Origin of the sequence: Methanomicrobium mobile BP (assembly GCF_000711215.1) — an archaeon.
GTDB classification, from domain to species: domain Archaea; phylum Halobacteriota; class Methanomicrobia; order Methanomicrobiales; family Methanomicrobiaceae; genus Methanomicrobium; species Methanomicrobium mobile.
In genome coordinates, this window is record NZ_JOMF01000006.1 from 73,131 (window position 1) to 89,155 (window position 16,025).

Below are 16,025 nucleotides of genomic sequence, written 5' to 3' on the forward strand. Positions count from 1 at the left end.
GTGTGACGGGCATGGGCTGTGGTTTCGATTAATGTAAATGATATTCAAGAAAATGCTTTTGAAACACCCAGTTTATGTCAATAAAAATGTTCTAAATAGATTTCCCCGCAATTTTTTGGTAAATATCCATAGATAGATATTGCTCTTCAATAGTCTTTAATCTAGATAGTGCTTCTGAATCCAGACCCAAAAAACCCGAAACTTCTTTATATATCCCAGGTTTATACATAACATCCAACGAATCATCAATATCGAGATATTTTGCCTCAATGCTTCCAAGTTCCTGAACTTGAATTTTTTCCAAAGGACGCAAAATAATCTTGTGCTTTGAAGTCAGCCATTCTACTCCCCAACGACCTGGAGATACCCAATTTGCATTATACGTAAATAATACACCATTTTTGGATATTCCGGATCCGGCATATACAGCTTTACAATCAGACCAATTCACTTTTCCCAGACTATATGAATTGAATACATCAGGCATACCAATAACAAAAAATGCCAGATCAATTACATGGGTAGAATTACAAAGCAACCAGTTGTTTTTGACTTCAGGGGGCTGATCCAATTCTTTTATGACATGGCTCCATTCTGTAAATTCAAAATTACAGGACAAAACGCCCCCATCTTCTTCAATTATTTCCAAAGCTTTTATTGTTGAGGCATAGTTTCGCCTGTTATATGCTACGTATATCTCTGCATCATTATCGCGACATGCTTTAAATAATGCGGCAATATCTTTTTTGCTGAGACCTGCGGGTTTTTCCGACAAAATGTGTTTAAATCCGGAATCCAATAATTGCATATTTACATTGAACAATTGATTTGCAGATACGGCAACAATTACTGATGAGTGCTCATCTAATGACGGATGTTTTTTTAAATATTTTTCAATCCCTCCAGATAATGCTGTTATACCGGTTATTTCTTTGAATCTTTCACATCCTGTAGCACTTCGACCGATAACTGTAAAATTAATGTTTAAAGCATTGAGTACTTTGGCATATTCTACAGCCATCATCCCGGTACCTATTAACAGTACTTCTTTCTCACAAAACATACTCTCTTCCTGTTGACTATGTAATATTGCAAATATCGGTCACACCAATATCGGCATTGATTTTCTCCAGAAATGCTTTAATCATCGGAATATGTAATTTCATAGAGTCTTCATAGGATGTCAGATTGCAATCACCTGTTACTAATATATCATGAACTGCATGATTGGTTAAGCCACTTACAAATTGCATAGGATATTTGATATTTTCTTCAGATCGAGTGTTATCGTGCCTTATTATTTTTGCAGCAATGACATCAGATTTTTCTTCAATGAATATGTCGCAGACATTGCTTTTTAGAATTATTTGATTTGGACAATCATTTAAAGACGAAACTAATGTAAATGAATAAGTACCTATTTTACCACACAATTTACCGGTAAATTCAACATATCCTTTTCTTTTTGAAGGAATTATCTCTCTATCAAGATCACTTATATCAACATCTATGTCTCCAATGTATCTACCCAAATATGCCAACAAATCTAAGTAATGAATTGCATTACAACCCAATCCAAAATTTTTCCCAGAAACGTACATATCAATGCTGTTTGCATCAATCAATACAGACTTCAGATAGACATAAAAATCAAAGAGTCTCCTGCCGCAATTTACCCATGCAGAAATACCATATTGTTCAAGTATTTTTTGGACCGCATAATAGTCTTCTACTTTTGTGAACAGTACTTTTTCAAAGATTATATTTTTAACATTGCATTTGGCGATTAGCTCTTCAGTAACAGCCCTGCGTATTCCTGAAGTAGTTGCAATAATTGCCACGTCGATATTTGATGGTATCTCATTGACACTATGACAATATGGAATATTAGCCTTATTTTGATTGGAATTTTCTGTATCTAACAGCTTTTTTGCTTTATCAATAGATTCTGATGAGGGATCAACAACCCAGATATTCACATCATCTTTTAATTTAGTCAGCGCCTGAAGATGTCTTGAACCTATACCGCCTACACCAATTAATGCGATATTTTTTTTCATTAAAAATATATTATCTCAACTCACTAAAAATGAATCGAAGAGATGAGTGAGTCTAGGAGTGAGAACGCAAGAATAATCTCACATAAACATTGGTTAATTTGCGGATTATCATAACATATAACATTATCCACCCATTTCCAATCAAAAACTCCATCCCCCACCCCGCACTCCTTATCACCCCTCAAAACCAAATATAAAACAGATGAAGCAGATAGCACTCTACGGAAAAGGCGGCATAGGTAAATCGACAACCTCCGCCAACCTCTCCGCGGCATTATCCGAGAAGAACCTCAGCATAATGCAGATAGGCTGCGACCCGAAACATGACAGCACACGCATGCTCATGGGCGGCAGATGGATACCCACCGTCCTTGACACAATACGCGATAAAGGGGAAGAAATAAACGCCGATGAGATAGTCTTCGCCGGATACAACAACATCCGCTGCGTTGAAGCGGGGGGACCCGAACCCGGTGTGGGATGCGCCGGCAGGGGAATCATAGCAACATTCCAGCTCCTTGAAAAACTCGACGCACTCTACGGCGACGTCATCGTCTACGACGTATTGGGGGACGTGGTCTGCGGCGGCTTTGCAATGCCCATGCGCGAAGGATACGCACGCGAGGTCTATCTGGTAACATCGGGGGACTTCATGGCGCTTTATGCCGCAAACAACATCAGCAAAGCAATAGCGCGGCTGTCAAACCGCTCAAGAAACTTCTGCTCGCTCGGAGGAGTTATCTGCAACTCTCAGAACATCGAAGGCGAACTCGAACTCGTCAGCGAATTCGCGCAGATGATAAACTCGCAACTGATAGGATTCATACCGCGAAGTCAGATCGTCCGCGTCGCCGAGGTAAACAAGAAGACCGTCCTCGAATATGCTCCCGAATCCGAACAGGCGGGAATCTACCGAACAATCGCCGACAGGATAATGCAGAACAGCCCCGATGTCACGAAGAAACCGACGCCGCTCACGATGGATGAACTCGAAGAACTCGCACAAAAACATATCAAGGCTTGAAGGTTGCACGGTAATCGGGGCACTCACCGTAACCTCTTTTGTCACTGACGCGGCTACGATAGTTCACGGTCCGGCAGGCTGCGCGCACCAGTCGGCGTCGATGATACAGTCGGCAATGATCTATATCTATAACGAATGCTACGGCATCCCCGAGATCTTCACGAGCGACATGAACGAAGAGGAGATTATCTTCGGCGGCGAAGAGCGGCTCAAAGAGACAATACGTGAAACGGTCGCCGACGGCAGATACAAAGCAATCTTCGTAATCGGAACCTGCATAAGCGATACAATCGGGGATGACATTGAGACGGTCTGCAAGAATGCCTCCGCGGAATACAACATTCCGATAATCCCCATAGATGCCTCGGGTTTTCTCGGCGGCTCATTCGAGAAAGGGTTTATCTCCGCAATCAGGGGCGTTACCGAACTGATACCGCCGCGCAGGACAGAGGCAGAGACAAAGGAGGCTCCCTCCGAACCCGAACACAAGACCGTGAACATAATCGCGGAGAAGAACCTAGAGTATGAGGTCGACGAGAACTTCGCGGAGATAAAGCGCCTGCTCTCGCTTCTCGGCGCGGACGTAAACACAAGGATAGCGCGCAGGACAACGGTCGCGGACATTGCCCGCTTCAACAATGCCGCGCTCAACATAGTCCGCGACGACCCGACAGGCGAGATATCCGCACATATCAAATCAGTCTCGGACATACCCGTTATCGGAGCCTTTCCCACGGGGTTGAGCGGGACGATAGAGTTCTTGAAAGATGCCGGAAGACTCATGAATCTGGATGAAGCAGTAATAGATGCGGCAGTCAGCTCCGAGCTGAAAAATCAGGAAGAGATGCTTAAGAGATTTGCCGACTTAAAGGGGAAGAAGGTCTCGTTCGACCTCTTCGGATTTCAGAAGTTGGACAGCGCGTTTCTCGACGAGATTGCGGAGCGCGCGGGGCTCAAGATCGACATTGACGGACCTGCGATTATGATTCCGTTTTACACACCCGTCGGAACCGCGGGGGTAAAACAGATGCTTGTGCAGTGGAGGCGCTTTATCAATGGCAAAAGATAATTCACGGGATACGGGAAATAGTGCCGTCCCGAAGAAGAAAGGCAGGCAATCGGCGGTGTGCGCAAACCCCCTGTACCCATGCGCCATGACGGGCGCGGCATCCGCGCTTGCGGGCATATCCGATATGGGAGTCATCATACACGGCTCGTCGGGCTGCTACTACTACGCGGATATGGCAGTCCCCGACACGCTTCACAGCACCTTCATTGTTCAGGACGAGGTCATCTTCGGTTCCGCGGAGAGGCTTACCGAGATAGTCGAGAGCGTCTCAAAACTCTACAATAAGATCGCGGTCATAAACACCTGCGTTCCTTCGGTGATGGGCGAAGACATAAAGGAGATTCTTGCGGATTATGACACAATCTGCATAGATGCGCCGGGCTTCATCGGTTACTTCGATGAGGGCTGGAAACTTGCCGTCAGAGAACTTGCCGACTCGATTCCGATAAACAACTCAAACCCAAATACAAACACAAATACAGATGCACCACTAACCGACCTATCAAAGGATTCAAAGGGCAATATCCGCGTCAATATCGACGGAGTCTGCTCAATGGATCCGTTCCATAAGGGAAGTCTCATTGAGGCAACCCGCCTCTTAAACCTATGCGGGCTTAAGACCGCGGCTGTGTTCTGTCATGACACCTATGAGAGCATAACGCACCCGTCACCGTATTCCGTATCGGTCAACCCCGATTACAACTGCGCGGATGTAATGAATCGTCGCCTGAACGCAGACGCGCGGAATTCTACGGGCTCGCTTTTGGGTCTTGAGAACGTCTTGAGAACCTTTGAAGAACTATCCGACAGGCTCACTGAAACTGCCGATGCCGGGATTGACATTGACATCTCAAAGATCGAGTCGGAATGCGAGGAGACGGATGAGATTCTCACAACAGAGGGGGACAGATATCTGAGAAGACATGACCCGCCGCGCGTTGCCGTCTACTCAACATATGCCTACACGGAATTTGCATGCGATATGATTGCAAACTACATGGACGGCGAGATAGTTCATGCCGCCGCGAGAAACAACCCTCCCGACTCCGACTTAAACGGCGGCGAAAACCCTTACAATATCGGCGGAATATGCACTCTCCATCAGATAAAGGAGATTCTTTCTAAGAAGGATTTCGACCTGATAATAGGATCATCCTTCGAGCATGCCGCTTTTCCGGACTCCGCATTTGTTGGACTTACATTCCCGATAAGACACAGAAAGATGCTTTATGACCGACCCGTAGCTGGAATCCAGGGCGCGCTCTACCTGATGGACGAGATCTCGGAAACGCTTGAGAACGGCAACAAAAAGAGCAATTAATTCATGAATGAGTATTGGGCTTTTCAGCCCCGCCCATTCCTTTTTCAATATTTCAGTGCTTCAATTCCTTCCAGACATGAACAAAGCGCTGAACTGCGGTAAAGTGTCCCAGAATACCGAAGAGCAGGAGCGCCCATCCTAGGATACTCATTCCGTATATGCCTGCGGGGACGAAGTATGCGATAATGCCGCCCGCCATCAGAAGAACCAGCCTGTCGGCGCGTCCGAGAACGCCGCCGTAGAACCTGCCGGCACCTACAGCCTGCGCCTGCGTTCCGAGATATGAGGACATGAGAACGCCCGTAAGCGCAAAGACACCGATATACCACGGGCATAAATCTCCCCAGAATATGCCGCAGACTATGAAGATATCCGCGTATCTGTCGAGGACATGATCGAGGAAATCACCGCGCGGGCTTGCGATATTCATCTCGCGGGCAATGGCGCCGTCTATGGCGTCGAAAAAGCCGTTCAGCATCACGAAAACGACACCAAACAATACCCATGACTTGTAAAATACGACACCCGCGGCGATGGCGGCAATAAACGCCAGTATCGTGCAGGCATTCGGCGTCAGATGCAGTTTTATGCAGAAACGGGCAACGGGAGTCACAATTCCCGCTACATGCGGTCGGTAATTGTCAAGTGTCATAGATCATACCCAAGAAACTCGGACCAGTCGGTATCTCCGAAATGCGCGGGTCTGAGTCCTTTAATAAATTCATCAATCATTGCGGCGGTATCCTCAACCGCGGCAGACGTAGTGTCAAGCTCCAGTATCTCTTCATCGCCGTGACATTCCACGGTCTCGATAAGTATGGTGTCAAGCGCTTCGGCAAGAACATTCTCCTTTACTTTCACAGCCGAATAACCGCGCTTTCGCAGGCGGTCCTCAAGAACATCGGGACGGCAGCGGAGAACGATAACGCGCTCTGACGGGAGGATGTGGGTTATATGACCCTCTATGATTCCGTCAACGGCGGGAAACTCGTCTGCCCAGAGATCTTCGTCGATGACGATTGCGTCACGCTCCTCGTCCTTCTCAAGAATATACTTCTCTATCGTATCATTCTGAGCCAACACATTATAGCCTTTCGCTCTCAGAACCGAGGATACCGCAGTTTTTCCCGTGCCGGGTGTTCCCGTAATGCTTACCATCATACTTTTGCCGCTATATGAGTCCTATTAGATGTCGCTGTTATATGAGTTATATCTCATTAATCGCCTTTAAAAACATCTCATTCTCCCAAGAATCGCCGATGCTCACACGTATGAAGGTATCGCCGAGGGTGGGAAAACTCGCGCAGGAACGGACAATGACGCCTTTCTTTGCAAGTTTTACGACAACATCATCGCTCTTCTGCGGCGCCACGTCTATCATCACGAAGTTGGCGCCCGCGGGATACATCCTGTATTTTTTTAATCCCGCTTCAAAGGCATCTCTCCACTCTTTGACGTGATTTACATAGCGTTTCACAAATTCGCGGTCGCCGATTGCGCCGACAGCCGCGGCAATGGAGATGTTGTTCAATGCAAACGGCGTCTGCGCTCTTTTGTAATACGGCAGATACCAGTCGGGAACGAATGCATAGCCGACACGCATTCCAGCAAGACCGAATGCCTTCGACATGGTTCTGCCGATTATCAGGTTATCGTAATCCTTCATGAGCCTGCGGTAATCGGTATCGCAGAAATCGACGTAGGCATTGTCGAGGAAGAGCATGCAGTTCTCTTTCAGAAGTCCTTTAAGAATCTCCTCGATATCCTCTGCGGGCGTTATTGTTCCCGTCGGATTGTTGGGAGAGCAGAGGAAGGCAATCTTTGCGCCGCGGCATGCCCCGACGAACTCGGGGACGTCGACCGTGAAATCCTCTCTCCTGCGCACGTTTTCCACAACGCCGCCCTGCGCCGTCACGGCAAGGTTATAGAACGAGAATGTCGGCGTGCTTACCACGACCTTGTCGCCGGCGCCGATGAAGGTCCTGATGACGTTCTCGATAACGCCGTCCATTCCGACGCCGGTGACAACATTGAGCTTTAAGCCGCAGTCGCCGTGATATTCGGCAAGCGCTCTTACAAGGGAGTCGGCGGTCTCGTCCGGATAGCGGTTGCCGCTGCACAGTGCCTCCTTTGCGGCATTGATCGCAGCATCCGACGTTCCGAACGGGTTTTCATTGCTTGCGAGTCTTGCGGGATTTGTAAAACCCGCGTCGCGCGCAATGTTCGCGGCTTTTGTCGCGAATACGTAGCCGCCGCCTTCAAAGACCTTCCTTACCTGTGACTTGAGTGACTCGGTATCTCCGCCCATTTTTACCTTCAATCTGCTTTCTGATGATTTATGCCGTTTGTTTAAACGCGTCCTTTATCACCGCGGCTGCGGCCTTTATCTCCTCTTCGGAGATTGTGAGGGGCGGGACCAGACGGATTGCTCCGTGCGATGCACAGTTTACTATGACGCCGTTTTTCAGGCAGATGTCATAGATCTTCTTTGCACGTTCCTCGCCTGCGGGGATGCCGATGATGAGACCGATTCCGCGCGGCGAGAATTCGGCAAGCTCTTTCATGAGAATCTCTCCCTTCTTCGAGACATCGGGGAGGACGCCTTTGAGGACATCGAGGGTTGCGAGTGCCGCGGCACATGCCAGAGGTCCGCCCGCAAACGTGCTTCCGTGTTCGCCGGCATTGAAGGTCAGTCCTTCGCGTGCCACAAGAGCGCCCATCGGGAAACCGCTTCCTATTCCTTTTGCAATCGTGATGATATCGGGGGTGATACCGGTGTGCTGGAAACAGAACCACTTTCCCGTGCGTCCGATGCCGGTCTGCACCTCGTCGCAGATCATGAGTGCGCCTTTCTCGTCGCAGATTCTGCGTATGCCCTCATAGAATCCCTTCGGTGCGGGGACTACTCCCGCTTCGCCCTGCACACCCTCGACTATGACCGCGGCGGTATCCCCGTCAACCGCCTTTTCGAGCGCCTCGAGGTTTCCGTATTCGACAAAGGTGCATTTCGGCTCCAGCGGCATGAAAGGCTCGCGTATTGCGGGCTTATAGGTCACGGCAAGCGAACCCATGGTGCGGCCGTGGAAACCGTCAACGAAAGCGACGAAGTTCTTGCGTCCCGTGCGGATGCGGGCGAGCTTGAGTGCGCCTTCGTTAGCCTCCGCTCCCGAATTCGAGAAGAACGCACGTCCGTTCTTAAGCCCCGAGATTTCGACGAGCTCTTTTGCGAGTTCGCCCTGACCCGGCACGAGGAAGAGGTTGGATATGTGTATAAGTTCGTGTGCCTGTCTGCATATTGCGTCGACTACCTTGGGGTGGCAGTGACCCGTCGAGCAGACCGCAATTCCCGCGAGCATGTCCAGATATTTCTTCCCGTTCTCGTCCCAGACATAGCTTCCGCTGCCTTTTACTATCTTTAAGTCGCGTCCGAATGCCTTCATGAAGTATTTGTCTTCAAGTTCTTTCGAGGTCATATCCGATGCCATGATATCATCCGTATTGTATAATGTACCTATTAAATCGGTTTTCCGTTAACATTATAGTATCTTTGAATAGTCGGGATTAATTCATCAATTCTTCGGAAAATGTTCGGAATAATTCCAAGCAATACTAAATATTCGTAACGGCGCTCAATCCGAAAAAGTATGAAAAATTTCTGAAAAATTTCTGAAAACAGTCTAAAAAAGTATTCGTGAATGAGATATGTTATTTGTTTTATCTCATCAGATTATCTTATTGTTTATGTAGTCCGTCAGTCTCTGTCTGTCATACACGACCGAGAAATCCCTGATGTAGATATCGGTTTCGGCGCCGCGGTCTATGTCATAGAAAGCGCCGTTCTTAATGAAAGACATGCGCGTGTTGCCGGATACCTGGAACAGTGTACCCGCAGACGTACTTAACGGCTGGACCACACAGGAACCGCCGCCGGAGGTCTGACCGATAAGCGTAACTCTTTCGGAGTTCTTGAAGACGTTCGGAACCAGATTGCCGCATGAAAAACTTACTCCGGATTCTATGCAGTAGAAATTATAGCCTTTTCCGGCAAGCGTATCTTTCTTGTCAAAGACATGATCGCGATTCGTGTCCAGCTTATAATGAGCCGATGCAAGCGCGCCCGTAAGTTCATCGAAAAGACTGATCTGTCCTTCGCCGAGGAAAAGACCTGTCACATAAACCGACGTATATACGGTGCCGCCTTCGTTGAGCGAAAGGTCCATGACAACATTCTCAATCGGACTTCCCTTTCTTGTGATTTGGTCATAGGCATACTGCATAAGACGGATGGTATTGTCAAGTTCATCGGCTTTTGGTGCCGAATAAAAATCATCGCAACCCTCATCGACAAAATGGTCGAATGTAATATACGCCGTGTTTCCTACCTCTTCATAATGAGGAATGCCGTTCGGATAGTATTTGTTGCGGGCTTTTTCGAGTTCATTTGCTTTTTCCAGATGACCTAAAGCGGCAAGACTTACGGACATTCCGGATACTTCGTCGTTAAACGCGTCAGGGTCCGTTCTGAAAGATACACCGTTAAAACCGCTGTGCAGATCCCCCAGATGTGCATTAACGACGCGGAAAAGTGCCGCATCAGCAATGGTCTGATTCGTTCCTTTAAGGTACACGTCATATCCCGATTCGGTAAAGAGCGTGTCAAAGTCCTTTATCTGATGGATCTCTTTAAGTCCGTAATGATGATCCAGCGCCATGCACAGTTCATTATAATCAAACTCTGCTATTTCCGGAGTTCTCTCCGTTTTAGGTGCGCTGTAATAGATCTTCGAGAGATCGTCACTCAGATTAGTGCCCGTGAGAAATACCGCTTCCCCGTTGTAGACGCAGCAACAGCATTTGCCCGCAAGGAAAAGATCGCTGAATGTCTGTAAGGGCATGTAGTAGCCGTCACCCTTATGAACCATCCGGATGCCGTAGTCATTCAGGTTCTTTGTAATCTCGCGACCGTACCTCTCATAGCTTAACATATCGTCCTTCTGATAAAGAGGTGCAACGGTATCGGACATTCCCATACCGTCAACCAGCGCTCCGTTCGGATTCTTCTGGAACATATCCAAATCCATGAAATGGATGGTGTTGTCTGCAAAGTCAAAATCAGCCGAATAACCGTTTTCCCTTACAAACCATGCCTTGTCGCCGTCTGCCTTAAAGGTCAGGGTGTAGTTTTCCGCATCCTCCCGGACAATTTTCATCAAAACGTTCATGAATTCCTCAAGGGAAACATAAGGGATTTCCCCGTCGTTCATGAAATACACGGATACGTTCTGCACTTCCTCGACGACGCCGAAATAAATCGGAACGGTCTTTTCGGTAATCGATACGGTCGCCGGATTGAAGGTCGGGCTCTTTGCCGCAGCCTTTCCGGTATCCTGCGCTGTTGTCTGATCGGTGCAGCCCGCAAACGCCGTTGCCGCCGCAATGCAGAACATCAGGAGTAAACATAGAATTTTCCTGTTCACAAAAATCACTCCATACCGGAATATATGTTAAAATAGGATATTATGGTTTAGATCAGATCTGTGATCACCCGATATTCCGTCAGATTATATTATTGTTTATGTAGTCCGTCAGCTTCTTTCTGTCATAGAGGACGGAGAGATCATGTATGTATATATCAGGATCCGCGCCCCTGTCTATATCATAGAAGGCGCCGTTCTTGATGAATGACATGCGCTTGTTTCCCGAAACCTGGAACAGTGAACCCGAAGACGTACTTAAGGGCTGCACGGCACAGGATCCGCCGCCGGAAGTCTGTCCGATAAGTGTCACATGAGTGGTATCCTTAAAGATATTCGGAACCAGATTACCGCATGAGAAACTGACTCTCGATTCGAGACAGTATAAATTATAGCCTTTTCCGGCAAGAGTATCTTTTTCGTCAAAGACATGATCCCTGTTGATGTCCACTCTGTAATGTGCCGAGGTAAGTGCACCGGTAAGCTCATCGGCAGCACTGATCTGTGCTTCCTCAAGGAACAGACCCGTCACATAGAGCGCATCATAGATAGCGCCGCCCGTATTGATGGATAAGTCCATGACCACATTCTTTATGGGGCTTCCCTTTCTTGTAATCCTGTCGTATGCATACTGCATCAGACGTATGTTATCGTCAAGCTCATTTTCTTTGGGTACCGAGTAGTAATCCTTGAGGTGGGAATCATCAAAACTGTCGAAGGTAATGTATGCAGTATTGCCTACCTCTTCATAATGCGGAACTCCGTTCGGATAATATTTCGCACGGGCTTTCTGCAGCATACTTCTTTCGTCTATTAAAGATCTTCCCGAATAGCCGCGAAGAATACCGGATACTTCCTTATCATACGCTTCTTTGTCGGTTCTGAAGGAAACACTCTTAAATCCGCTGTGCAGATCATCAAGCTGCGTATTCAGGAACTGGTAAAGTGCAATATCCGCAAGGGTCTGATTAGTGCCTTTGAGGAAATAATCATATCCGCAGTCATGGAATATCGCATCAAAGTTCTTAATCCTGTGGACTTCCTTCAGTCCGTAATAATGATCAAGTGCAAGACAGAGTTCATTGTAGTCAAACTCCGCAGCTTCCTTTGATCTATCCGATTTCGGGACGCTGTAATATATTTCCGACAGTTCATCCGTCAAAGAAACCTCAATAATTACAACTTCTCCGTTATACATGAGAGACGTGGACTTGGTTGCCATAAAGAGATCGCTGAAGGTCTGCAACGGAATATAATAACCGCCGTCCTTATGCAGCATTCCTATACCGTAATCACTCAGAGGTATCGTTATCTCCTCACCGTATCTCTCATAGCTCCGGTCTTCATCCTTTTGGAAAAGCTGCGCGACATTATCGTGAATAAATGTAACATCAAGCAGAGGTCCGTTGGGCGTCTTGGTGAACATGTTATAGTCCGTAAAGTGAACGGTGTTCTTTTGGAAATCGAAATCCGCAGAATATCCGTTTTCCCTGACAAACGATGCTTTGTCGCCGTCGGCTTTGAAGGTCAGATTATAGCCCTGCGTAACTGCACTGCCGATTTTTTCCAGATAGCCCAGGTATTCTTCAATGGAAATGTAAGGTATCTCGCCGCCGTTCACGAAATACAGGGTTGTATTTCCGGGCTCATGCGCAGTCACGAAATAGAGCGCAACCGTCTTTGAACTGACCGAAGCCGTATTCGGATCGAAGGGCATGCTCTTTTCAGAGACCTTTCCGTGAGTGTTATCCGCCGTTGCCGTATCCTGTGTCTGAGCGGTGCAACCTGCCAAAGCCACTGCTGCCGCAACGCAGACCATCAGGAGTAAACATAGAATATTCCTGTTCACAAAAATCACTCCATACCGGAATATATGCTAAAAAAGGATATTAGGGTTTAGATCATACTCGGATCAACTTTCATGATCATCCGATTATCAATCACCGGATTGTCTCATTTTATATTATTGTTGATGTAGTCCGTAAGCGCTTTTCTGTCATACAGGAAGTTGGGATCCTTTATGTAGACGTCGGGATCCGCACCTCTGTCTATATCGTAGAAAGCACCGTTCTTTATGAATGACGAACGCATGTTTCCTGATACCTGAAACTGTGTGCCCGCCGCAGTACTTAACGGCTGCACGGCACAGGATCCGCCGCCGGAGGTCTGTCCGATAAGCGTTACTCTGTTGGAATTTTTGAAGAAATTTGGAACCAGATTGCCGCAGGAGAAACTTGTGTCGGTCTCAAGACAGTAGAACTTATAGCCCTTTCCGGCAAGCGTGTCTTTCTCATCAAAGACATGATCCCTGTTTGTATCGATATGATAGTAAGTCGAGACCAAAGCTCCGGTGAGTTCATAGTCAAGACTTAGCTGTCCTTCTCCGAGGAAGAGACCGGTTACATAGACTGCCGTATATACGAGACCGCCGGTGTTGAGCGAGAGATCCATGACGACATTCTCCACGGGGCTGTCCTTCCTCGTTATCCTGTCATAGGCATACTGCATAAGACGTATGGTATTGTCAAGTTCATCTTCGCGGGGTGCCGAATAGTAGTCATCGCAGCCATTATCCTCAAAGTGATCGAAGGTGATGTAAGCCGTATTTCCTATCTCCTCATAATGCGGGACGCCGCTTGGGAAATACTTCGCACGGACTCTTTCAAACTCTTCCTTCTGATTTATGAAAGCGGTTGAGGACAGACCTTCTCCCAGATTTGGCATTTCTTCAAGAAAAGCCTTTTTGTCGGTTCTGAAGGAAACGGCTGTTAATCCGCTGTGCTTGTCATCAAGATGCAGGTCTATGAACTGATAAAGAGCCTCGTCGGCAAGGGTCTGATTGGTGCTTTTTAGCTCATCGTCATATCCGCACTCGTGGAAGAAAGCATCAAAGCTCGTGATTCTGTGAGTATCCTTCAGTCCGTAATGATGATCCAGCGCAAAGCAGAGTTCGTTATAGTCAAATTCCGCAAGTTCTTTTGATCTTTCAAGTTTGGGGGCGCTGTAATATAGAGCCCTGAGGTCATCGGTCAACTCATTTGTGAGTATTAAATCCTGACCGTTATACAGGCTGAAATATTCCTTAACCGAGAGGAAGACATCGCTGAAGGTCTGGAGGGGGATATAGTATCTGCCGTTCTTATGCACCATCGGAATGCCGTAATCGCCGAGTCTGAAGGTGATCTCGCGACCGTATCTCTCATAGCTCTTTTCATCATCCTTTTGGAAGAGCGGTTCGACACCTTTGCTCAGATCTGCGGCATCAATCAGTGCATTTCCCGGCTTATTATAGAACATATTGTAATCGGTAAAGTGTATGGTGTTCTTTTCAAAGTCGAAATCCGCGGAATAACCGTTGGGATTGATATAGTATGCTATGCTGCCGTCAGCATCAAAGGTCATATCAAAGCCCCATTCCTCAAAAATACCCATGAATTCCTCAAGGGAAACATACGGGACATCGCCGCCGTTCATGAAATAGAGCGTAACTTCTTCCGTATGATCAACGGAGTTGGTATACATCGGGGACGCCTTTTCGGTTATCGAAACCGTTTTCGGATCGAAGGGCATGCTCTTTTCAGAGACCTTTCCGTGAGTGTTATCCGCCGTTGCCGAATCCTGTGTCTGATTTACGCAGCCCGCAAAAGCCAGCGAAACCGCGATACAGATCATCAAGATTGAATACAGAATTTTTTTATTCATCGCCAATCACCTTGGAGTCAATATTCCTGTTTGAAAACCGATTTAGAGGAATAAGTGATTTTTGAGTCCGGCTTCGCCCATGTCGTCTTCGGAATGAGTAAAGCAGGAACATAATCACCTGTAAGAGATTATTTCTTTATGATCATTATAAAAATATCTTAGTTGAAATTCGGTTTCCGCAGGATTTATCGATAAAAAGCAATATCCTGCAAAATATAACCTAATAAAACCTAAATGAGCCAAAAATAATCCAAAATTAACAAAAATTAAACAAGAATTAAACAAGAATTAAACAAGAATTAAGCAAAACAGAACAAAAAATGTTGATCGGTCTCAAAACCGTCAACATTCACTCATACTCAATCGTCGCCGGCGGCTTGGGTGTGATATCGTAGACAACCCTTGAGACCTCGGGTATCTCCGCCGTAATCCTCGTGGCAATCGTGTGCAGGACATCCCACGGAACCTCGACAACTTCGGCAGTCATCGCATCCCTCGAGGAAACCGCTCTTACCGCGACAATATACCCGTGAAGGCGGTTATCTCCCTTAACGCCCGTACCGCGGCCGATAACCGCGGCAAAACACTGCCACGGGTTGAACTTCGGCACTATCTCCTCCTCGGCGATAGCATTTGCCTCACGGCAGACCCTGACCTTCTCCTCGGTAAGCTCTCCGATAACGCGGACGGCAAGCCCCGGACCCGGGAAAGGCATTCTCTGCACAATCTCCTGCGGCATGTTGAGAGCGGCGGCAACCTCCCTTACCTCATCCTTGTAGAGATCGACAAGAGGCTCGATTAAACCTTTAAATTCGATATTATACGGCAGACCGCCGACATTGTGATGGCTCTTGATTCCGCCTTCGCTCTCTATGATATCGGGATAAATAGTACCCTGAAGGAGATACTCCGCGCCCGTCTTCTTTGCCTCGCGCTCGAAGATGCGGATGAACTTCTCGCCGATAATTTTCCTCTTCTGTTCGGGATCTACGACACCCTTAAGGGCTTCGAGGTATTCCGCACCGGCATCGACCGTAATCAGGTTGAGTCCCGCAAATACCTCCTGAATCTTCTTCGTCTCGCCCTTTCTCATAAGTCCCGTATCGACATATATCGGGATCAGATTGTCTCCGATGGCACGGCGTGCGAGTTCGGCACAGACCGAGGAATCAACGCCGCCGGAAAGTGCCATGACGACTTTTTTGCCGTCGGACTTCTTTTTTATCTCATCAATTGCCTTTGCAATGAACTTCTCTGTGTTTACCATTTTCGTACCTGTATTTGCACCGACTCTTTATCGGCGGTTTTGTGTCTTTGAATTATTCGGGAGGGGTTTTTGGTGTTTATTCGATCTGATATTCAGTGTAAAATACCT

At 47.3% G+C, this 16,025-nt stretch carries 13 protein-coding genes; 3 read left to right on the plus strand and 10 right to left on the minus strand.

The window, feature by feature from the left end:
• Positions 1–91: 91 nt before the first annotated feature.
• Complete coding sequence (locus tag T502_RS04415; RefSeq protein ID WP_042705949.1) at positions 92–1,063, minus strand: Gfo/Idh/MocA family oxidoreductase; 972 nt, start codon at positions 1,061–1,063, stop codon at positions 92–94.
• A gap of 16 nt (positions 1,064–1,079) precedes the next feature.
• Positions 1,080–2,060 (minus strand): Gfo/Idh/MocA family oxidoreductase, encoded by a 981-nt coding sequence (locus T502_RS04420; RefSeq protein ID WP_042705950.1) that lies wholly within the window; start codon positions 2,058–2,060, stop codon positions 1,080–1,082.
• 202 nt (positions 2,061–2,262) lie between these two features.
• Here T502_RS04420 and cfbC point away from each other — a divergent pair, with 202 nt between their 5' ends.
• From cfbC to T502_RS04435, 3 genes are read left to right on the plus strand one after another with little or no spacing between them, the layout of a single operon-like run.
• The gene (gene cfbC / locus T502_RS04425; protein WP_042705951.1) at positions 2,263–3,084 is read left to right on the plus strand and encodes a Ni-sirohydrochlorin a,c-diamide reductive cyclase ATP-dependent reductase subunit; all 822 of its coding nucleotides are present in this window, start codon (positions 2,263–2,265) and stop codon (positions 3,082–3,084) included.
• Positions 3,044–4,153 (plus strand): nitrogenase component 1, encoded by a 1,110-nt coding sequence (locus T502_RS04430; protein WP_042705952.1) that lies wholly within the window; start codon positions 3,044–3,046, stop codon positions 4,151–4,153. Before cfbC ends, T502_RS04430 begins: the two co-directional genes overlap by 41 nt.
• A complete protein-coding gene (locus T502_RS04435; RefSeq protein ID WP_052359157.1) occupies positions 4,140–5,474 on the plus strand; it encodes a nitrogenase component 1 in 1,335 nt (444 codons plus the stop codon). The genes T502_RS04430 and T502_RS04435 overlap by 14 nt, the downstream gene beginning before the upstream one ends.
• A gap of 52 nt (positions 5,475–5,526) precedes the next feature.
• Here T502_RS04435 and T502_RS04440 read toward each other — a convergent pair whose 3' ends face one another.
• The 8 genes from T502_RS04440 to guaA form a co-directional block, all read right to left on the minus strand.
• On the minus strand, positions 5,527–6,126 hold the full coding sequence (locus T502_RS04440; protein ID WP_042705953.1) for a CDP-alcohol phosphatidyltransferase family protein: 600 nt from the start codon (positions 6,124–6,126) through the stop codon (positions 5,527–5,529).
• A complete protein-coding gene (locus T502_RS04445) occupies positions 6,123–6,635 on the minus strand; it encodes an adenylate kinase family protein (protein WP_042705954.1) in 513 nt (170 codons plus the stop codon). The genes T502_RS04440 and T502_RS04445 overlap by 4 nt, the downstream gene beginning before the upstream one ends.
• Before the next feature lie 46 nt (positions 6,636–6,681).
• On the minus strand, positions 6,682–7,782 hold the full coding sequence (hisC, locus tag T502_RS04450; RefSeq protein ID WP_042705955.1) for a histidinol-phosphate transaminase: 1,101 nt from the start codon (positions 7,780–7,782) through the stop codon (positions 6,682–6,684).
• A 28-nt stretch (positions 7,783–7,810) separates the two neighbouring features.
• A complete protein-coding gene (locus T502_RS04455; protein ID WP_042705956.1) occupies positions 7,811–8,959 on the minus strand; it encodes an acetylornithine transaminase in 1,149 nt (382 codons plus the stop codon).
• Positions 8,960–9,196: 237 nt separating this feature from the next.
• Positions 9,197–10,921: a S41 family peptidase gene (locus tag T502_RS04460; protein WP_042705957.1), complete on the minus strand. Its 1,725-nt coding sequence runs from the start codon at positions 10,919–10,921 to the stop codon at positions 9,197–9,199.
• Positions 10,922–11,030: 109 nt separating this feature from the next.
• The gene (locus T502_RS04465) at positions 11,031–12,740 is read right to left on the minus strand and encodes a S41 family peptidase (RefSeq protein ID WP_042705958.1); all 1,710 of its coding nucleotides are present in this window, start codon (positions 12,738–12,740) and stop codon (positions 11,031–11,033) included.
• Between the two features lie 161 nt (positions 12,741–12,901).
• The gene (locus T502_RS04470; protein WP_042705959.1) at positions 12,902–14,650 is read right to left on the minus strand and encodes a S41 family peptidase; all 1,749 of its coding nucleotides are present in this window, start codon (positions 14,648–14,650) and stop codon (positions 12,902–12,904) included.
• 349 nt (positions 14,651–14,999) lie between these two features.
• A complete protein-coding gene (gene guaA, locus T502_RS04475) occupies positions 15,000–15,917 on the minus strand; it encodes a glutamine-hydrolyzing GMP synthase (protein ID WP_042705960.1) in 918 nt (305 codons plus the stop codon).
• Positions 15,918–16,025: the final 108 nt, after the last annotated feature.